15 protein-coding genes are annotated in these 20,261 nt (G+C 58.5%); 11 read left to right on the forward strand and 4 right to left on the reverse strand.

All coding sequences use genetic code 11. The features are described from left to right. From QMX84_RS06330 to QMX84_RS06345, 4 genes are all read left to right on the forward strand, one after another. A complete protein-coding gene (locus QMX84_RS06330; RefSeq protein ID WP_282363408.1) occupies nucleotides 1–636 on the forward strand; it encodes a DsbA family protein in 636 nt (211 codons plus the stop codon). Further along, entirely contained in the window at nucleotides 629–2,446 is a 1,818-nt protein-coding gene (locus QMX84_RS06335; RefSeq protein WP_282363409.1) for an ABC transporter ATP-binding protein, read from the forward strand. The genes QMX84_RS06330 and QMX84_RS06335 overlap by 8 nt, the downstream gene beginning before the upstream one ends. Before the next feature lie 144 nt (nucleotides 2,447–2,590). Next, nucleotides 2,591–5,050 carry an EAL domain-containing protein gene (locus tag QMX84_RS06340; RefSeq protein WP_262123907.1) on the forward strand — a complete coding sequence of 820 codons (2,460 nt, stop codon included), beginning with the start codon at nucleotides 2,591–2,593 and terminating at the stop codon, nucleotides 5,048–5,050. Nucleotides 5,051–5,095: 45 nt separating this feature from the next. After that, complete coding sequence (locus QMX84_RS06345) at nucleotides 5,096–5,881, forward strand: iron-containing redox enzyme family protein (protein ID WP_262123908.1); 786 nt, start codon at nucleotides 5,096–5,098, stop codon at nucleotides 5,879–5,881. A gap of 76 nt (nucleotides 5,882–5,957) precedes the next feature. On the opposite strand, the gene QMX84_RS06350 is transcribed toward QMX84_RS06345, so the two are convergent. From QMX84_RS06350 to QMX84_RS06365, 4 genes are all read right to left on the reverse strand, one after another. After that, nucleotides 5,958–6,698 (reverse strand): YciK family oxidoreductase, encoded by a 741-nt coding sequence (locus QMX84_RS06350; protein WP_282363410.1) that lies wholly within the window; start codon nucleotides 6,696–6,698, stop codon nucleotides 5,958–5,960. 45 nt (nucleotides 6,699–6,743) lie between these two features. Further along, a complete protein-coding gene (gene mupP, locus QMX84_RS06355) occupies nucleotides 6,744–7,415 on the reverse strand; it encodes an N-acetylmuramic acid 6-phosphate phosphatase MupP (protein WP_262123910.1) in 672 nt (223 codons plus the stop codon). Nucleotides 7,416–7,418: 3 nt separating this feature from the next. Next, nucleotides 7,419–8,117, reverse strand: a complete 699-nt coding sequence (gene ubiG / locus QMX84_RS06360; RefSeq protein ID WP_262123911.1) for a bifunctional 2-polyprenyl-6-hydroxyphenol methylase/3-demethylubiquinol 3-O-methyltransferase UbiG — start codon at nucleotides 8,115–8,117, stop codon at nucleotides 7,419–7,421. Between the two features lie 62 nt (nucleotides 8,118–8,179). Further along, complete coding sequence (locus tag QMX84_RS06365; protein WP_262123913.1) at nucleotides 8,180–9,511, reverse strand: TRZ/ATZ family hydrolase; 1,332 nt, start codon at nucleotides 9,509–9,511, stop codon at nucleotides 8,180–8,182. A gap of 108 nt (nucleotides 9,512–9,619) precedes the next feature. On the opposite strand from QMX84_RS06365, the gene mtnA reads away from it, so the two are divergent. The 7 genes from mtnA to cmk all read left to right on the forward strand — a co-directional run bounded on the left by mtnA (nucleotide 9,620) and on the right by cmk (nucleotide 20,261). Beyond that, entirely contained in the window at nucleotides 9,620–10,696 is a 1,077-nt protein-coding gene (gene mtnA / locus QMX84_RS06370) for an S-methyl-5-thioribose-1-phosphate isomerase (protein ID WP_282363411.1), read from the forward strand. 384 nt (nucleotides 10,697–11,080) lie between these two features. Continuing rightward, nucleotides 11,081–13,852 (forward strand): DNA gyrase subunit A, encoded by a 2,772-nt coding sequence (gene gyrA / locus QMX84_RS06375; protein ID WP_282363412.1) that lies wholly within the window; start codon nucleotides 11,081–11,083, stop codon nucleotides 13,850–13,852. Nucleotides 13,853–14,036: 184 nt separating this feature from the next. Then, entirely contained in the window at nucleotides 14,037–15,122 is a 1,086-nt protein-coding gene (gene serC, locus QMX84_RS06380) for a 3-phosphoserine/phosphohydroxythreonine transaminase (protein WP_262123916.1), read from the forward strand. Continuing rightward, complete coding sequence (pheA, locus tag QMX84_RS06385; RefSeq protein ID WP_048368510.1) at nucleotides 15,122–16,216, forward strand: prephenate dehydratase; 1,095 nt, start codon at nucleotides 15,122–15,124, stop codon at nucleotides 16,214–16,216. The genes serC and pheA overlap by 1 nt, the downstream gene beginning before the upstream one ends. Nucleotides 16,217–16,226: 10 nt before the next feature. Continuing rightward, complete coding sequence (gene hisC, locus QMX84_RS06390) at nucleotides 16,227–17,339, forward strand: histidinol-phosphate transaminase (protein WP_282363413.1); 1,113 nt, start codon at nucleotides 16,227–16,229, stop codon at nucleotides 17,337–17,339. A gap of 28 nt (nucleotides 17,340–17,367) precedes the next feature. After that, entirely contained in the window at nucleotides 17,368–19,575 is a 2,208-nt protein-coding gene (locus QMX84_RS06395; RefSeq protein ID WP_282363430.1) for a bifunctional prephenate dehydrogenase/3-phosphoshikimate 1-carboxyvinyltransferase, read from the forward strand. Further along, complete coding sequence (cmk, locus tag QMX84_RS06400) at nucleotides 19,575–20,261, forward strand: (d)CMP kinase (RefSeq protein WP_153330386.1); 687 nt, start codon at nucleotides 19,575–19,577, stop codon at nucleotides 20,259–20,261. The genes QMX84_RS06395 and cmk overlap by 1 nt, the downstream gene beginning before the upstream one ends.

The following is a 20,261-nucleotide window of genomic DNA, read 5'->3' on the forward strand; positions in this document are numbered from 1 at the left end:
ATGTCTGCGCGCCTGCTCTATGTGATGGACCCGATGTGTTCATGGTGCTGGGGTTTTGCGCCTGTCGCGCAAGCCCTGATCGAGCAGGCGCAAGCCGCAGGTGTGGAACTGCACCTGGTGGTGGGCGGTTTGCGCACCGGTAACAGTACGGCGCTTGAGCCCTCGACGCGGCGCTACATCCTTGAGCATTGGCAGGCCGTGGCTGACGCTACCGGGCAGCCGTTCAACTTTGACGGCGCCTTGCCCGACGGTTTTGTCTACGACTGCGAGCCCGCTTGCCGGGCAATAGTGGCAGCACGCGGCCTGGCGCCGGCGTGTGCCTGGGCCTTGCTCAAGCGTATCCAGCACGCGTTTTACGCAGAAGGCCGGGACGTCACGCAAAGCAGCGTGCTGGTAGAGTTGGCCGAGCAGGCCGGGTTGCCACGGGCAGAATTTGCGGCGGCCTTTGACAGCGTCGAGCAACAGGCCGCGACGGCTGCGGACTTTACCTGGGTGCAGGACCTGGGTATTGCCGGGTTCCCGACGTTGCTGGCCGAGCGTAATGGCCAATTGGCCTTGTTGACCAATGGCTATCAACCGCTTGAGCCGTTGTCTGAATTGCTCGGCCGCTGGCTGGATCGTGCCACGAGTGCTTGATCCCCAGGCCAAGCCGTCAACTGCCCGCACGCCAGACCGGCTGGGCTGGGCTGACATTCGCCGTCTGGCCCTGCGGCATAAAAAAGCCCTGTGGATTGCTAACGGTGTGGCTGTGCTGGCCACGCTGTGCAGTGTGCCGATTCCGTTGCTGCTGCCGCTGTTGGTGGACGAAGTGCTGCTGGGGCATGGCGACGCGGCCCTGAAAGTCATGAACCACTGGCTGCCCGCCGCCTGGCAGAGCTCGGTGGGGTATATCGGCCTGATGCTGGTGGTGACGTTGCTGCTGCGCGTTGGCGCATTGTTGTTTAACGTCCTGCAATCGCGGCTGTTTTCACGGCTGGCCAAAGACATCGTGTTCCGTATCCGGGTGCGTTTGATTGAGCGCTTGAAGCGCATTTCGCTGGCGGAGTACGAGAGCTTGGGCAGTGGCACGGTGACCACGCACTTAGTCACCGACCTCGATACCCTCGACAAGTTTGTCGGCGAAACCCTCAGCCGGTTTTTGGTGGCCATGCTCACCTTGATCGGCACCTCGGCAATTCTGTTGTGGATGAACTGGCAGTTGGCGCTGCTGATCCTGCTGTTTAACCCGTTGGTGATCTACGCCACGGTGCAACTGGGCAAACGCGTCAAACATCTGAAAAAGCTCGAAAACGACAGCACCGGGCGTTTCACCCAGGCGCTGACCGAAACTCTGGATTCAATCCAGGAAGTGCGAGCGGGCAACCGTCAGGGCTTTTTCCTCGGTCGCTTACAGCAGCGTGCCCGTGAAGTCAGGGATTTTGCTGCGAACTCGCAGTGGAAAACCGACGCCTCGAACCGGGCCAGCGGGTTGTTGTTCCAGTTCGGCATCGATATTTTCCGCGCGGCCGCCATGTTGACGGTGCTGTTCTCTGACCTGTCGATCGGGCAAATGCTGGCGGTATTCAGTTATCTCTGGTTCATGATCGGCCCGGTCGAACAGTTGCTGAACCTGCAATACGCTTTTTACGCGGCGGACGGCGCGGTGACACGCATCAACCAGCTGCTGGCGCGTGAGGATGAACCTCACTATCCGGGCGGCGTTGATCCGTTTGCCGGGCGTGAAACAGTTGGCATCGATATCCGCGACCTGAGCTTCAGCTACGGCGAAGAGCGGGTGCTGGACACGCTTAATCTGAGCATCGCACCTGGCGAGAAAGTGGCGATTGTCGGCACCAGCGGCGGTGGTAAAAGCACCTTGGTGCAATTGCTGCTGGGGCTGTACACGCCACAGTCCGGAAGCATTTCGTTTGGCGGTGTGCGCCAGTCGGATATTGGCCTTGAGGCTATTCGCGAGCATGTGGCGGTGGTGTTGCAGCATCCGGCGCTGTTCAACGACACGGTGCGCGCCAACTTGACCATGGGCCGTGAGCGCACGGACGAAGCCTGCTGGCGCGCACTGGAAATCGCTCAGCTGGATGGCACCATCATGACCCTGCCACAAGGTCTGGACAGCATTGTCGGGCGTTCCGGGGTACGTTTGTCGGGCGGTCAGCGCCAGCGCCTGGCGATAGCGCGCATGGTTTTGGCCGAGCCCCGTGTGGTGATCCTCGACGAGGCCACCAGCGCACTGGACGCGGCCACTGAATACAACTTGCACCACGCGTTAGGTGCCTTTTTGAGCGGGCGCACGACGCTGATCATCGCGCACAGGCTGTCTGCGGTTAAACAGGCAGATCGGGTGCTGGTGTTTGACGGTGGCAGCATTGCCGAAGACGGCGAGCATCACCAGTTGATCGCCGAGGGCGGCCTTTATGCGCAGTTGTATGGCCACTTGCAGCAAAGTTGAGGGCGCGGCGTATTTGCCCTTAATGTATTTTTTGAGGGCTAGTTAGCACTCTGAGGTATCCCAAATGTCGGTTGTTGGCCTAGTCTCAGTTCTTTGAGGCTTTTCCTCTGGTTTTCATCTGACTGCTTGATGCAAAGGGAACTCATGAAGCCAAAACGTACGCTTGGGACGCCCCACCTGCTCGGGATTGTCTGGCCCTTTATTGCGGTTGTACTGTTTCAGGTTTTATTGGGCTGCATGAGTCTCTATATGCTTTCGGCCGTAAGGGGCTATGTCGCAGGCGAGAGCTTGTGGTCCAAGGGGCAGAAAGACGCCATCTATTTTTTGAGCTTGTACGCGGATAATCGCGACCCCGCGACCTATGCGCAGTATCAGCAAGCCATTCGCGTGCCTCAGGGCGGCCATAAACTACGGGTGGCCCTGGACCAGCCTGAACCAGATATGCAGGCCGCACGCGAAGGCATTCTGCAAGGGGGTAATCGCCCCGAAGACGTCTACGGGCTGATTTGGCTTTATCAAAATTTCCGACATTTCAGCTACCTGGAGAAAGCCATCGCGAAATGGAGCGTGGGCGACGAGTATCTGGACAAGCTCGATAATCTGGCGCAAGAGATACACCGCCAGGTCAGCACGAATCAGGTGTCAGAGGCCGATGTCGCGCAATGGCGCGCGCAGATTTATGCCATCAACGACGCGGTCACCCCCGCTGCCAAGGCGTTTAGCGATGCCTTGGGTGAAGCCTCACGGTTTATTTTGAAGTTGCTGGTGGCGGTCAACCTGGCCGTGGCCCTGGGGTTGATTTGCCTGGCGTTGTTGCGCACCCACAAGATTCTGGTTCAGAGCCGCATCTTTGCCGAAGCGCTGCAACTCGAAAAAGAGCGGGCGCAAATTACCCTGGAATCCATTGGAGATGGCGTGATCAGTACCGATGTTGATGGTGCCATCACGTACATGAACCCGGCTGCCGAGCACTTGACTCACTGGCAATCCGAACAGGCCCGGGGTGTACCTCTGGGGGCGCTGTTCAAAATCCTTGATGACAACAGGCCGGATGAAGGCTTCAAGCTGATTGATCATGTGCTCAGCGGCCAGTTGGGCAGCAACAGTGAGAACTCCAGGTTTATCCAGCGTATGGATGGCAGCACCGTGGCGGTCACCCTGACCGGCGCGCCGATCTTGCACGCGGGCAAACTCAGCGGCGCGGTGTTGGTGCTGCATGACATGACCCAGGAGCGGCAGTACATCGCCAATCTGTCGTGGCAGGCCACCCATGATGCGCTCACCGGGCTGGCCAACCGGCGTGAGTTCGAATACCGCCTGGAACTGGTGCTGCAAAACCTGGCGCGGCAACAAGGTCGGCATGCGCTGATGTTTTTGGATCTGGACCAATTCAAGCTGGTGAATGACACCTGCGGTCACGCGGCGGGTGACGAGCTTCTGCGCCATATTTGTGCGCTGCTGCAATCCGGTCTGCGTGAAGGCGATACCCTGGCGCGGCTGGGCGGAGATGAATTCGGCATTTTGCTGGAAAACTGCCCGGCCGATGTGGCCGAGAAAATTGCCGAAGGGTTGCGGCATGCCGTGCAGAGTCTGCATTTTGCCTGGAAGGGCCGCCCGTTCCTCAACACCATCAGTATTGGCCTGGTGCATATTCACGACGTCCCGATCACGCTGGAAGGCTGCATGCGGGCTGCCGACATGGCCTGCTACATGGCCAAAGAGAAAGGCCGAAACCGGGTGCAGGTGTATCACGAGGACGACTCTGAGCTATCCCTGCGCTTTGGTGAAATGAACTGGGTGCAGCGCCTGCACGTGGCACTGGAAGAAAACCGCTTTTGCCTTTACTCCCAAGCAATCGTTCCGTTGGGGCACGTGGAGGAGCACAGCGGTCACATTGAGATTCTTTTGCGTCTGCATGATGAAAATGAACGCATGATCATGCCTGACCATTTCATCCCGGCCGCCGAACGTTATGGCTTGATGCCATTGATTGACCGCTGGGTGGTCGAGAATGTGTTCAAGATCATTTCCGAATGCACGGCTCAGCACCCCGGGCGCCCGATGGAAATGTGTGCGATTAACTTGTCTGGCACGACCATTGGTGATGATGAGTTTCTGGCGTTCTTGCACGAACAGTTTGAATGCTATGGCGTTTCGCCCGGGCAAATCTGCTTTGAAATCACTGAAACCAGCGCCATCGCCAATCTCGGTAGCGCCATTCGCTTTATCAATGACCTGAAGGCGCTGGGGTGCCGTTTCTCGCTGGATGACTTCTGTGCGGGAATGTCTTCGTTCGCTTATCTAAAACACCTGCCGGTGGATTTTTTGAAGATTGATGGCAGTTTCGTCAGAGACATGCTGGATGATCCGATTAATCGGGCTATGGTAGAAGTGATTAATCACATTGGGCACGTGATGGGTAAGCGTACGATTGCAGAGTTCGTTGAGTCTTCGCACATTGAGCAGGCTTTGGTCGAGATCGGTGTCGATTATGCGCAGGGATATGCAGTTGAACGTCCTCACGTGCTGACGTGTGACAGTTTGTGGTGCCGGCCCAAACGTCCCGCGCCTTTGGCCTTGAAGTCGCCAGGCACGTTGCGTTAAGTATTTCCGGATTTGGAAAACCAGCGTGTCATAAGGAGCCTGATAGTGACCGAGACCTATAACCGAACTGGCCCTCTGATGGAGGCGACCAGCTACCCCGAGTGGGCTCAGCAATTGATCCGCGACTGCAGCGAGAGCAAACGCCGGGTTGTTGAACACGAAATTTACCGACGCATGCGCGACAACACCCTCAGCGAAAAGACCATGCGTATTTTCCTGATCGGCGGCTGGCCAGTGGTCGAGCAGTTTTCGTTGTACATGGGTCATAACCTGGGCAAAACCCGTTATGGGCGCCATCCGGGTGAGGACATGGCGCGGCGCTGGCTTATCCGCAACATTCGTGTCGAGCTTAACCATGCCGACTATTGGGTGCATTGGGCGCGTGCACACGGTGTAAGCCTTGAAGACATGAACGCGCAGGACATACCTGCAGAGTTTCAGGCGCTCAACGACTGGTGCTGGCACAGCTGTGCTACCGACTCGTTAGCCGTGGCGATGGCCGCCACCAACTACGCCATCGAAGGCGCAGTCGGTGAGTGGGCGGCTGTGGTGTGCTCAAAAAGCATCTACGAAGAGTCGTTTCCGCAAGAAGGGCGCAAGCGCTCCATGAAATGGCTGAAGATGCACGCGCAGTATGACGATGAGCACCCGTGGGAAGCGCTGGAGATCATTTGCACGCTGGCGGGGTTGAACCCTTCGGAAGAGCTGAAAACCGAGTTGCGTAAAGCGATTTGCAAGAGCTATGACTACAAGTACCTGTTTTTGCAGAGCTGCTTGCAGTTTGAGGGGGCGCCGGTAGTGCGTGCGCGGCGCGAGCTGGTCGAGTCCTGATTGTCGGAAGATGACGACCTGAAGGGTTTAAAAAACCGGAGGCTGCATGGGCAGGCTCCGGTTTTTTTATGGGTTTTTACTGTGCGTTGAACGCCTGCCCATTGATCCCGGTGCTGTCCGGGCCAATCAGGTAAAGGTAAACCGGCATGATGTCTTGCGGTTCAGGGTTGTTCTGCGGGTTTTCTGCGGGGTAGGCCTGCGCGCGCATGCTGGTGCGGGTTGCGCCCGGGTTGATGCTGTTGGAACGCACCGCCGAGACGTTTTCAACTTCGTCGGCGAGGGTTTGCATCAGGCCTTCGGTGGCGAACTTGGACACGCCATAAGCGCCCCAGTAGGCACGGCCTTTACGGCCAACGCTGCTGGAGGTGAAGATCACCGAGGCGTCTTGAGACAGTTTGAGCAACGGCAGCAGCGTGCTGGTCAGCATAAACATGGCGTTTACGTTGATGTGCATCACGCGCATGAAGTTCTCGCCACTCAGTTGCTCCAGCGGCGTGCGCGGGCCGATGATCGAGGCGTTGTGGAGGAGCCCGTCCAAGCGCCCGAACTCGCTTTCAATCATGGCCGCCAGTTCGTCGTACTGATGCGGCAGGGCGGTTTCGAGGTTGAACGGGATAACCGCCGGCTTGGCGTGCCCGGCGGCTTCAATGTCGTCGTAGACCTGGCTCAGGTTGGCTTCTGTCTTGCCGAGCAGCAACACGGTCGCTCCGTGGGCTGCATAGGTTTTGGCAGCGGCTGCGCCAATACCACGACCGGCCCCCGTGACCAGGATGATGCGGCCCTGAAGCAGGTCGGGGCGGGCGGTGTAATCAAACATAAAGCACCTCAACAAAAAGCAGGAAACATGTGCAGCGCATGGGTGTCAGCAACTGCACATAGCGTTATCCAGAACTTTACGCAATTCGGCCGGATGGTCGACCACCACGTCAGCGCCCCAATGGTCAGGGTTGTCGTCGGGGTGGATATAGCCATAACGCACAGCGGCTGTCTTGGTCCCGGCATCGCGGCCAGACTCGATGTCACGCAGGTCGTCACCGACAAACAGTACGCTGGCCGGGTCCAGGTCGAGCATCTTGCAGGCCAGGATAAGCGGCTCAGGGTCGGGCTTGCTGCGGGTGACGTGATCGGGGCAGATCAGCAGGGCGGAACGCTCGGCCAGCCCAAGCTGTTGCATGATCGGCTCGGCGAAGCGTACGGGCTTGTTGGTAACAACGCCCCATACCAAATGCGCCTTTTCGATGTCGGCCAACAGTTCGGCCATGCCGTCAAACAGCTTGCTGTGGACTGCACAGTCACGCTGATAGCGTTCAAGGAACTCAAGGCGCAGGGCTTCGAAGTTGTCTGCGTCAGGGCTGATGCCAAACGTCGCGGCAACCATCGCCTTGGCACCGCCGGATATTTCATCGCGAATCAGTTTGTCGGCCACGGGTGGCAGGTCACGGTCTGCGCGCATGGCCTGGCAGATGGCGATGAAGTCCGGCGCGGTGTCGAGCAGGGTGCCGTCCATGTCAAAAAGAACTGCTCTTAAACGCATGTATTACTCCTCGCGAAGGGTCTGGATCATGTAGTTGACGTCTACATCGTTGGCCAGTTTGTAGTGCTTGGTCAGCGGGTTGTAGGTCAGGCCGATGATGTCCTTGACGCTAAGACCTGCCTGGCGGCTCCAGGCGCCCAGCTCGGAAGGGCGAATGAACTTCTTGAAGTCGTGGGTCCCGCGTGGCATCAGCTTGAGGACGTATTCGGCGCCGATAATCGCGAACAGGTAAGACTTGGGGTTGCGGTTGATGGTCGAGAAGAACACTTGGCCGCCCGGTTTGACCATCTGGTAGCAGGCGCGGATGACTGACGCAGGATCCGGCACGTGTTCGAGCATTTCAAGGCAGGTGACGACGTCGAACTGGCCCGGCATTTCGAGCGCCAGTTCTTCGGCAGTGATTTGGCGGTACTCAACGTTGACACCGGACTCGAGCTGGTGCAGTTGCGCGACAGCGAGGGGGGCTTCGCCCATGTCGATCCCGGTGACGCTAGCCCCGCGCTGAGCCATGGACTCACTGAGGATGCCGCCGCCGCAGCCTACATCGAGGACTTTTTTACCGGCCAGATGAACGCGCTCGTCAATCCAGTTGACCCGCAGCGGGTTGATGTCGTGCAGCGGCTTGAACTCGCTTTCGCGGTCCCACCAGCGATGGGCAAGCGCCTCGAATTTGGCGATCTCGGCGTGGTCGACGTTGCTCATGGGTAAATCCTCTAAAGCTAAAAAACCGGTAAAACTCAGGGCCGGGGCCCTGAGGCTTGGAATCAATGAGTATGGCTGTTTATACGCTCGCCCCAGGCTTTGGCAGTGGCGCACAGTTGTTGCTCGTCCAGGCGCGTCAGTTGGCCGTCGTCCAGCAGTTGTTTGCCGGCGACCCACACGTGCTTCACGCAATCGCGGCCAGTGGCGTAGATCAGCTGTGAGACGGGGTCATAGACCGGCTGCTGGGCAAGACCGCTCAGATCGAATGCCACCATATCAGCCGCTTTGCCGACTTCGATCGAGCCGATTTCGCTCTCCTGGCCCAGGGCGCGAGCGCCGTTGAGCGTTGCCATACGCAGTGCGCGGTGAGCGTCCAGTGCCGTGGCCGAGCCGGATACGGCTTTGGCCAGCAGGGCAGCAGTGCGGGTTTCACCGAGCAAATCGAGGTCATTATTGCTGGCGGCCCCGTCGGTGCCAACCGCGACATTGACGCCGGCTTGCCACAAACGCTCAACCGGGCAGAAACCGCTGGCCAATTTGAGGTTGGATTCAGGGCAATGGATCACGCTGGAGTTGCTTTCTACCAGAAGGCTCAGGTCTTCATCGTTGATTTGAGTCATGTGCACGGCCTGAAAGCGCGGGCCCAGCAAGCCCAGGCGGGCAAGGCGGGCCACCGGGCGCTCGGCATTGTGCTCGACGGCCTGTTGCACTTCGAAGGCGGTCTCGTGTACATGCATCTGTACGGCAGCATCGAGTTCGTCGGCAATTACCCGGACTTTCTCGAGGTTTTCGTCACCGACGGTATACGGCGCGTGCGGGCCGAACGCGATTTTGATGCGCGGGTGGTATTTCAAATCACCAAACAGTTCTACCGCCTGGCGCAGGGATTCGTCTGCGGTGCTGGCGCCCGGAATCGGGAAGTCCAGGATGGGGAAGGCAATTTGTGCGCGGATACCGCTGTTGTGCACGCGCTCGCTGGCCACCTTGGGGAAAAAATACATGTCACTGAAGCAGGTGATGCCGCCTTTGATCTGCTCGGCTATGGCCAGGTCGGTGCCGTCGCGAACAAACGCCTCATCGACCCACTTGGCCTCGGCCGGCCAGATATGGTTTTCCAGCCAGGTCATCAGGGGCAGGTCATCGGCCATGCCGCGGAACAACGTCATTGCCGCGTGACCGTGAGCGTTGATCAACCCCGGGCTGAGCAGCATTTCGGGGAGTTCGCGGGTTTCAAGGGCGGTGTGTTTTTCGGCGAGGTGGCGTGGCCCCATGAATACAATGCGTCCGTCCTGGATGCCCACAGCATGGTCCTTGAGTACGACTCCGGCGGGTTCAACAGGTACGAGCCAGGTGGGGAGCAGCAATAAGTCGAAGGTCAGGGGCTGGGTTGGCATCAAAAACGACTTCCGGTGCATTATAAAAAGGACGCGAAGTATACCCGAGCGTCTTGGGGGCGGGCTCGCTATAATCGGCGGTTTTGTATCAGGGTGATAGGGGAAGTCATGCGCGATCGACTGTTGGCCGCTGAAAAGGTAAAGGCCATTGATTGGCAGGGTGAAGCCCTGCATCTGCTGGATCAGCGCATTTTGCCTTTTGAAGAGAACTGGCTGGCCTATACCGGCGCTGACGGGGTTGCCCAGGCCATTCGTGACATGGTGGTGCGTGGCGCCCCGGCGATTGGTATTGCGGCGGCCTATGGCGTAGTGCTGGCGGCGCGTGATCGCAAGGCGGCAGGCGGTGACTGGGTGGCGGCGCTGGAGCAGGATTTTTCCCTGCTGGCGAACTCGCGACCGACCGCAGTGAACCTGTTTTGGGCGCTTAACCGCATGCGCGACCGTCTGGAGCGCTGCAAAGACAACGCCGATGCGCTGCAGGCGCTGGAAGACGAAGCCGTCGCGATCCATGAGAGCGACCGCGAGGCCAATCTGACGATGGCGCAGTTGGGTGTCGATGTGATTCGTCGCCATCAGGGCAATGCTCAAACCGTATTGACCCACTGCAACACCGGAGCGCTGGCAACCGGCGGCTTTGGCACGGCACTGGGGGTGATTCGCGGCGCATGGATCGAGGGCATGATCGAGCAGGTGTATGCCGATGAAACCCGGCCGTGGCTGCAAGGCTCGCGCCTGACTGCCTGGGAACTGGCCAACGAAGGGATCCCGGTGATTTTGAACGTGGACTCGGCCGCAGCCCATATCATGAAAACCAAGGGCGTGACCTGGGTGATTGTCGGCGCTGACCGGATTACCGCCAACGGTGACGTGGCAAACAAGATCGGCACCTATCAGTTGGCGGTCAACGCCATGCACCACGGTGTGCGCTTTATGGTGGTTGCGCCGAGTTCAACCATCGACATGGATCTGGCCAGCGGCGAAGACATCCCGATTGAAGAGCGTAACGGCAGTGAATTGCTGGAAGTGGGTGGCAAGCGTGTCGGCGCGGACGTTCAGGCGTTCAATCCGGTGTTTGACGTGACCCCGGCAGACCTGATTGACGTGATCGTGACCGAGAAGGGCATTGTTGAGCGCCCGGACGCTGCCAAAATGGCGCAATTGATGTGCCGCAAGCGGTTGCATTGATGCGCTGACGCAGGCTCCCCCCCTTATTGCCAGATGATACAAACGAAGGCCTGCGGCGCCTATCGCAGCCTTCGGTGCTCACTAAAAACCTGGGTGGCAGGGCCCCTCAAGTGGGCTCAGAGTCCCTCTGGACACGCTCAAGCCTGCAATCGGTCCAATTACTATGCTCCATGCGCATCTGGGGGATAGGTGCGTGGCGGCGATTGTGATAACATCCGGCGGTTTCCGGGGTGCCCTGCAAGGGTTGCCCTTACTGCGCAAATCCGTAGGTTAACTCGTTGATTTGTCGTAAGTCGTTGCGTGGCACGTGGCCAGCGGCGGCGAGCTTCGTTCGTCCCGAATGGATGTGGCGAAGTTTCACCCGAAAAAGGAATCAGGCTTCTCATGGGCGAACTGGCCAAAGAAATCCTCCCGGTCAATATCGAAGACGAGCTGAAACAGTCCTACCTCGACTACGCAATGAGCGTAATTGTCGGCCGGGCACTGCCTGATGCGCGCGATGGCTTGAAGCCCGTGCACCGGCGTGTGCTGTTTGCGATGAGCGAACTGAGTAACGACTGGAACAAGCCGTACAAGAAATCTGCCCGTGTGGTCGGTGACGTTATCGGTAAGTATCACCCGCATGGTGATACGGCCGTTTACGACACCATCGTTCGAATGGCTCAGCCATTCTCCCTGCGCTACCTGCTGGTAGACGGTCAGGGTAACTTCGGTTCGGTTGACGGCGACAACGCCGCTGCCATGCGATACACCGAAGTGCGCATGACCAAGTTGGCTCACGAACTGCTGGCCGACTTGCATAAAGAAACCGTGGATTGGGTGCCGAACTATGACGGCACTGAACTGATCCCGGCGGTCATGCCAACGCGTATTCCCAACTTGTTGGTCAACGGCTCCAGCGGTATTGCTGTGGGCATGGCCACCAACATCCCGCCGCACAACCTGGGTGAAGTCATTGATGGCTGCCTGGCGTTGATCGACAACCCGGAGTTGAGCGTCGACGAACTGATGCAGTTCATCCCGGGCCCGGATTTTCCAACAGCGGCCATCATCAACGGCCGTGCCGGCATCATCGAAGCCTATCGCACTGGCCGTGGTCGCATTTACATGCGCGCCCGTTCGGTTATCGAAGACATCGACAAGGTTGGCGGCCGTCAGCAGATCGTGATCACTGAGCTGCCTTACCAGTTGAACAAGGCGCGTCTGATCGAGAAGATCGCTGAACTGGTTAAAGAGAAGAAGCTCGAAGGCATCACCGAGCTGCGTGACGAGTCCGACAAAGACGGCATGCGTGTTGTGATCGAGCTGCGTCGTGGTGAAGTGCCTGAGGTTATTCTCAATAACCTCTATGCACAGACCCAGCTGCAAAGCGTGTTCGGGATCAACATTGTTGCCCTGATCGACGGCCGTCCGCGCATCCTGAACCTCAAGGACCTGCTTGAAGCGTTCGTGCGTCACCGTCGTGAAGTGGTGACCCGTCGTACCGTCTTCGAGCTGCGTAAAGCCCGTGAGCGTGGCCATATCCTTGAAGGTCAGGCCGTTGCACTGTCCAACATCGACCCGGTGATTGCGCTGATCAAAGCGTCTCCTACGCCATCTGAAGCCAAGGAAGCGCTGATCAGCACCCCTTGGGAGTCGACGGCGGTAGTGGCGATGGTTGAACGTGCCGGTGCCGACTCATGCCGCCCTGAAAACCTTGACCCGCAATATGGTCTGCGCGACGGCAAGTACTTCCTGTCGCCAGAACAGGCTCAGGCTATTCTTGAATTGCGCCTGCACCGTTTGACCGGTCTTGAGCACGAGAAGCTGCTGGCTGAGTACCAAGAGATTCTGAACCAGATCGGCGAGCTGATCCGCATCCTCAACAGCGCTGTGCGCTTGATGGAAGTGATCCGCGAAGAGCTGGAAGTCATTCGTGCGGAATACGGCGACGTGCGCCGTACCGAAATTCTGGATCATCGTCTCGACCTGACACTGGGCGACATGATTCCGGAAGAAGAGCGTGTGGTAACCATCTCCCACGGTGGCTATGCCAAGACCCAGCCGTTGGCTGCGTACCAGGCTCAGCGTCGTGGCGGTAAAGGCAAGTCGGCCACTGGCGTGAAGGATGAGGACTACATCGCTCACCTGCTGGTAGCCAACAGCCACACTACGCTGTTGCTGTTCTCCAGCAAGGGCAAGGTGTACTGGCTCAAGACTTACGAAATTCCAGAAGCGTCCCGTGCCGCGCGCGGTCGTCCGCTGGTCAACCTGTTGCCGCTGAGCGAGGGTGAATACATCACCACCATGCTGCCGGTCGATCTCGAAGCCATGAAGCGTCAGGCTGATGAAGAAGAAGCCGAAGGCACCGAGGCTGATGTAGAAGACGTCGAAAACAGCAACGAAACCGAAGATGAGCGCAAGGCGCGCATCAAGGCAGCGGACAAGAAGAAGGCACCGTTCATCTTCATGTCAACCGCCAACGGTACCGTCAAGAAGACCCCGCTGGTGGCCTTCAGTCGTCAGCGCAGCGTCGGTTTGATCGCGCTGGAGCTGGACGAAGGCGATATTCTGATCTCCGCCGCCATTACCGATGGCGAGCGCGAAGTCATGCTGTTCTCCGACGGTGGCAAGGTGACTCGCTTTAAAGAGTCTGACGTACGTGCGATGGGTCGTACGGCCCGTGGTGTTCGCGGCATGCGTCTGCCAGAAGGTCAAAAGCTGATCTCGATGTTGATCCCGGAAGAAGGCAGCCAGATCCTCACAGCGTCCGAGCGTGGCTACGGCAAGCGTACGGCGATCAGTGAGTTCCCTGAGTACAAGCGTGGCGGTCAAGGCGTTATTGCCATGGTCAGCAACGAGCGTAACGGTCGCCTGGTTGGCGCTGTTCAGGTTCAGGATGGCGAAGAAATCATGCTGATTTCTGACCAGGGGACGTTGGTGCGTACACGTGTTGACGAAGTGTCGAGCCTGGGTCGTAACACCCAGGGCGTTACCTTGATCAAACTGGCCAGCGATGAAAAGCTGGTCGGGCTTGAGCGGGTGCAAGAGCCTTCGGAAGTGGAAGGCGAAGAACTCGACGATGACGTTGAGCTCGAGGGCGAGGCCATCCAGGATGGCGTTGACGCCGAGCAGCCGCTAGAGACTGGCGCTGACGAAGAAGAACCGCAGGAATAAGCGGACACACAGGGGGCGGATGAAGATTCGCCCCCTTGTTGTATGTGTTGGGGCTGCAACGTGTAGCGAGGCACTGATTTTTGAGTCGCCAGACCGGTGTGCACAGAACAGATTGCCGCTTTGCCATGCGGTGCAGCTCTTGTTGATTTATTGCATGACCCACCAAATCAGAGCGAGAGTGGATGTGAGCAAACGAGCCTATAACTTCTGCGCAGGTCCTGCTGCGCTTCCTGAAGCCGTCCTGTTGCGTGCCCAGTCTGAGTTGCTCGACTGGCATGGCAAGGGCCTCTCGGTTATGGAAATGAGCCATCGCAGCGATGAGTTCGTGTCCATTGCAACCAAGGCTGAGCAGGATCTGCGCGACCTGCTGTCTATTCCCTCGAACTATAAAGTCCTGTTTCTGCAAGGCGGCGCAAGCCAGCAATTTGCCCAGATCCCGTTGAATCTGCTGCCTGAAAATGGCTCGGCGGATTACATCGATACCGGCATCTGGTCGCAAAAAGCCATCGAAGAAGCGGCACGCTATGGCCACATCAACGTGGCTGCCAGCGCCAAGAACTACGATTACTTTGCGATTCCTGGCCAGAACGAGTGGAACCTCTCCAAAGACGCGGCCTATGTTCACTATGCGCCGAACGAAACCATCGGCGGCCTGGAGTTTGACTGGATTCCGCAAACCGGCGACGTTCCACTGGTTGCCGATATGTCCTCGGACATCCTGTCGCGTCCAGTCGACGTTTCCCGTTTCGGCATGATCTACGCTGGCGCGCAGAAGAACATCGGCCCAAGCGGTATCGTGGTGAACATCGTTCGCGAAGACCTGCTGGGGCGTGCCCGCTCGTTCTGCCCGACCATGCTGGATTACAAGGTCGCCGCTGATAATGGCTCGATGTACAACACCCCGCCAACGCTGGCCTGGTACTTGTCTGGCCTAGTGTTTGAGTGGCTGAAAGAGCAGGGTGGCGTTGAGGCCATCGGTAAGCTCAATGAAGTTAAAAAGCGCACCTTGTATGACTTCATCGATGCCAGTGGCTTGTACAGCAACCCGATCAACAAGACTGACCGCTCGTGGATGAACGTGCCGTTCCGTCTGGCTGACGATCGTCTCGACAAGCCATTCCTGGCGGGTGCTGAAGCTCGCGGCCTGTTGAACCTCAAAGGCCATCGCTCGGTAGGCGGCATGCGCGCGTCGATCTATAACGCCGTGGACATCCACGCAGTGAATGCGCTGGTGGCTTACATGGCAGAGTTCGAGAAGGAACACGGCTAATGTCCGAGCAAGAACTCAAGGCCTTGCGCCTGCGTATCGACAGCCTGGACGAGAAGGTTCTGGAGCTGATCAGTGAGCGTGCCCGCTGCGCTCAGGAAGTGGCACGGGTCAAGATGGCGTCGCTGGCTGAAGGCGAAGTGCCGGTCTTTTACCGTCCTGAGCGTGAAGCTCAGGTCCTTAAGCGTGTGATGGAGCGCAACAAGGGCCCGTTGGGCAACGAAGAAATGGCGCGGTTGTTCCGCGAAATCATGTCTTCTTGCCTGGCATTGGAGCAGCCGCTGAAAGTGGCTTATCTGGGCCCTGAAGGCACCTTTACCCAAGCTGCGGCCATGAAGCACTTTGGTCACGCGGTCATCAGCAAGCCGATGGCTGCGATTGATGAAGTGTTCCGTGAAGTGGCGGCGGGGGCGGTGAACTTTGGTGTGGTGCCGGTAGAGAACTCCACCGAAGGCGCTGTTAACCATACGCTGGACAGCTTTCTTGAGCACGATATGGTGATCTGCGGCGAAGTTGAGCTGCGTATCCATCACCACCTGCTGGTGGGCGAAAACACCAAGACTGACAGCATCAGCCGTATCTATTCGCATGCCCAGTCGTTGGCCCAGTGCCGCAAATGGCTGGACGCGCACTACCCGAACGTTGAGCGCATTGCCGTGTCGAGCAACGCCGAGGCAGCCAAGCGGGTCAAGGGCGAGTGGAACTCCGCTGCCATTGCTGGCGACATGGCGGCAGGCCTGTACGGTCTGACCCGTCTGGCTGAAAAAATCGAAGATCGCCCGGATAACTCCACGCGTTTCTTGATGATTGGCAACCAGGAAGTGCCGCCGACCGGGGACGACAAAACCTCGATTATCGTGTCGATGAGCAACCGTCCCGGTGCGCTGCATGAGCTATTGGTGCCATTCCATGAAAACGGCATCGACCTCACGCGTATCGAGACGCGTCCATCGCGCAGTGGTAAGTGGACCTATGTGTTCTTTATTGATTTTGCAGGCCACCACCGCGACCCGTTGGTCAAAAGTGTGCTGGAGCAGATCAGTCAGGAAGCCGTAGCGCTCAAAGTGCTGGGCTCCTATCCGAAAGCGGTTCTCTGAGGCGGTTTATATGAGCGGTGATTTCCTCGCCCTGGCACAGCCGGGCGTGCAGCAACTTTCGCCATACGTCCCGGGCAAGCCTGTGGACGAGCTGGCGCGTGAGCTGGATATTGATCCGGCGACCATCGTCAAACTGGCCAGCAATGAAAACCCTTTGGGTGCAAGCCCCAAGGCGCTGGCGGCCATTCGTGAAGAACTGGCTGAGTTGACGCGTTATCCAGACGGCAACGGTTTCGCCCTGAAAACCTTGCTGGCTGAGCAAACTGGCGTGCAACTGAATCAAGTGACGCTGGGCAATGGTTCCAACGATATCCTGGAACTGGTTGCTCGTGCGTACCTGGCGCCAGGCCTGAATGCCGTGTTCAGCGAGCATGCGTTTGCGGTGTATCCGATCGTGACCCAGGCCATTGGCGCGACGGCGCATGTTGTCCCGGCCAAAGACTGGGGCCATGACTTGCCAGCCATGCTGGGGGCGATAGACGAGAACACACGTGTGGTGTTCCTAGCCAACCCGAACAATCCGACGGGTACCTGGTTCAGCGCCGATGCGCTCAACGAGTTTTTGCAGGATGTGCCTGAGCGCGTGCTGGTGGTTCTGGACGAGGCGTATATCGAATACGCTGAAGGCAGTGAATTGCCGGATGGCGTGGAGTTTTTGTCGGCTTACCCTAACTTGCTGGTCTCGCGAACCTTCTCCAAGGCATACGGCCTGGCCGCCTTGCGGGTAGGGTACGGGTTGTCGAGCGCTGTGGTGGCTGACGTGTTGAACCGCGTTCGCCAGCCATTTAACGTCAACAGCCTGGCGCTGGCCGCGGCCTGCGCTGCGCTGCAAGATGCCGATTATCTGGCCGAAAGCCGCCGCTTCAACGAGGGGGGCATGCAGCAGTTGCAAGACGGCTTCCGTGAGTTGGGCTTGCAGTGGATTCCCTCCAAAGGCAATTTTATTGCGGTGGATCTGGGGCAGGTTGCAGCGCCGGTTTATCAAGGCTTGTTGCGTGAAGGCGTAATTGTGCGTCCGGTGGCCAACTACGGCATGCCGAATCACTTGCGTATCACCATTGGTCTGCCAGCGGAAAACACCCGCTTGCTTGAGGCGCTGGCCAAGGTTCTTGCTCGTGGTTGATGTTATATCGCTGAAACCTGTTGCGCCTATTGTAGGTCGGCTGGTGGTTGTAGGATTGGGCCTGATTGGTGGCTCTTTCGCTAAAGGTATACGTGAAAGTGGCTTGTGTGGCGAGGTGGTCGGTGTTGATCTGAACCCGAAGTCGCGAGCCCTGGCAGTCGAGCTGGGTGTGGTTGATCGCTGTGAAGCTGAGCTGGCGGTGGCTTGCCGTGGCGCCGACGTTATTCAGTTGGCCGTGCCAATTCTGGCCATGGAGAAAATGCTCGGCTTGTTGGCGGGCATTGATCTGGGCCACGCGGTATTGACCGATGTCGGCAGTGCCAAGGGTAACGTGGTGCGCGCTGCTGCTCAGGCGTTTGGTGCCATGCCGGCGTGTTTCGTGCCGGGTCATCCTATTGCCGGGTCTGAGCAAAGCGGTGTCGAGGCTTCAAATGCCAGCCTGTTCGAGCGGCACAAAGTCATTTTGACGCCTGTGGCTGAAACCGATCCTGCTGCGCTGGCCCTGGTCGATGCGCTATGGCGCGCACTGGGTGCAGATGTAGAACACATGCAGGTCGAACGCCACGACGAAGTCCTCGCTGCAACCAGTCATCTGCCGCACCTGCTGGCGTTTGGGTTGGTCGATTCGCTTGCCAAGCGCAATGAGAATCTGGAGATCTTTCGGTACGCTGCGGGGGGCTTCCGCGATTTCACAAGAATCGCCGGGAGCGAGCCGGTAATGTGGCATGACATCTTCCTCGCTAACCGCGAGGCGGTGCTGCGCACATTGGATACATTTCGTAGCGACCTCGACGCCTTGCGCGACGCGGTCGATGCAGGGGACGGGCATCAATTGCTGGGCGTTTTTACCCGCGCCCGGGTTGCTCGAGAGCATTTCAGTAAAATCCTGGCCCGCCGGGCATATGTGGACCCTATGAATTCAAATGATCTGATTTTCCTGGCTGAACCAGGTGGCACTGTAACTGGCCAAATCCGTGTGCCAGGCGACAAGTCCATTTCTCACCGCTCGATCATGCTCGGCTCGTTGGCTGAGGGCACGACGCAGGTTGAAGGATTTCTTGAGGGCGAAGACGCTCTGGCAACGTTGCAGGCGTTCCGTGACATGGGCGTTGTCATTGAAGGACCGCACCAGGGGCGCGTGACCATTCACGGCGTTGGCCTTCATGGCTTGAAAGCGCCGCCCGGGCCCATATATCTGGGTAACTCGGGTACGTCGATGCGCTTGTTGTCGGGTCTTTTGGCCGCACAGAGCTTTGACACGACGCTGACCGGTGATGCATCGCTGACCAAGCGCCCAATGAACCGTGTGGCCAACCCGCTGCGTGAAATGGGCGCTGTGATTGAAACGGCGGCTGAGGGTCGCCCGCCCATGACCATTCGTGGCGGTCACGCGCTCAAAGGTGTGAACTACACATTGCCAATGGCCAGTGCCCAGGTGAAGTCCTGCCTGTTGCTGGCGGGTTTGTATGCCGAAGGCACGACCTCTGTCACTGAGCCAGCGCCAACCCGCGATCACACCGAGCGCATGTTGCGTGGTTTTGGTTACCCGGTCAGCGTCAACGGACCTACGGCGTCGGTCGAATCGGGCCACAAGCTCAAGGCGACGCATATCGAAGTGCCAGGCGATATCTCGTCGTCTGCGTTCTTCCTGGTAGCGGCTTCTATTGCTGAAGGTTCGGACCTGTTACTTGAGCACGTAGGTATCAACCCTACTCGTACAGGCGTGATCGACATCTTGCGCTTGATGGGTGCTGACATCACCCTCGAAAACCAGCGCGAAGTGGGTGGCGAGCCGGTGGCAGACCTGCGTGTACGGGCTGCCAAGCTTAAAGGCATCGATATCCCGGAAGCGCTGGTGCCATTGGCCATCGATGAGTTCCCGGTGCTGTTCGTGGCTGCGGCGGTGGCTGAAGGTCGTACTGTTCTGCGCGGCGCCGAAGAGCTGCGGGTCAAGGAGTCGGACCGTATCCAGGTGATGGCTGACGGCTTGCTGACCTTGGGCGTCAAATGCGAACCGACCCCGGACGGCATCATTATTGATGGCGGCTCCATCGGTGGCGGTGAGGTTCATGGTCATGGCGACCACCGTATTGCGATGGCATTCAGCATTGCTTCGCTGCGTGCTACGGCGCCAATCCGTATTCACGATTGCGCTAACGTCGCGACGTCTTTCCCGAACTTCCTGGCGCTGTGCAAGCAGGTCGGTATTCGTGTGGCGCAAGAGGCGCAGTCGTGATGTCGGTGGCGCCAGTCATCACCATCGACGGACCTAGCGGTTCGGGCAAGGGCACCGTTGCAGGTCGCCTGGCCGAGCATTTGGGCTGGGCATTGCTGGATTCTGGCGCCTTGTACCGTTTGCTGGCGTTTGCTGCTGTTAATCATGGTGTCGCGCTCGATAACGAAGCGTTGTTAAGTCAGTTGGCGGCTCACCTTGACGTGCAGTTCGTCGGGGCGACGGAAGGTAAGTCGGCGCGGATCGTGCTTGAAGGTGAAGACGTCACGCTGGCTATTCGTAATGAGACGGTTGCTAAGGGTGCATCGCAAGTGGCGGCGTTACCCGCTGTTCGCGAGGCTTTGCTGCAGCGTCAGCGTGCATTCAGGGAGTTTCCGGGGCTGGTTGCCGACGGTCGCGACATGGGAACAGTGGTTTTTCCTGAGGCGCCGCTGAAGATTTTCCTGACGGCCAGCGCCGAGGAGAGGGCCCGTCGCCGTTACTTGCAGTTGAAGGCCAAGGGGGATGATGTTAGTCTCCCGCGTCTGTTGGATGAGATACGTGCCCGTGATGAGCGTGACACGCAGCGTGCAATAGCCCCGCTAAAGCCGGCGGCTGATGCCATACAGCTTGACTCCACGGAGTTATCCATCGAGCAGGTGTTAGAACGCATCAAGAGTGAAATCGCCCTTCGCGATCTCGCCGGATGA

Source organism: Pseudomonas sp. PS01297 (genome assembly GCF_029959305.1).
Taxonomy (GTDB): domain Bacteria; phylum Pseudomonadota; class Gammaproteobacteria; order Pseudomonadales; family Pseudomonadaceae; genus Aquipseudomonas; species Aquipseudomonas helleri.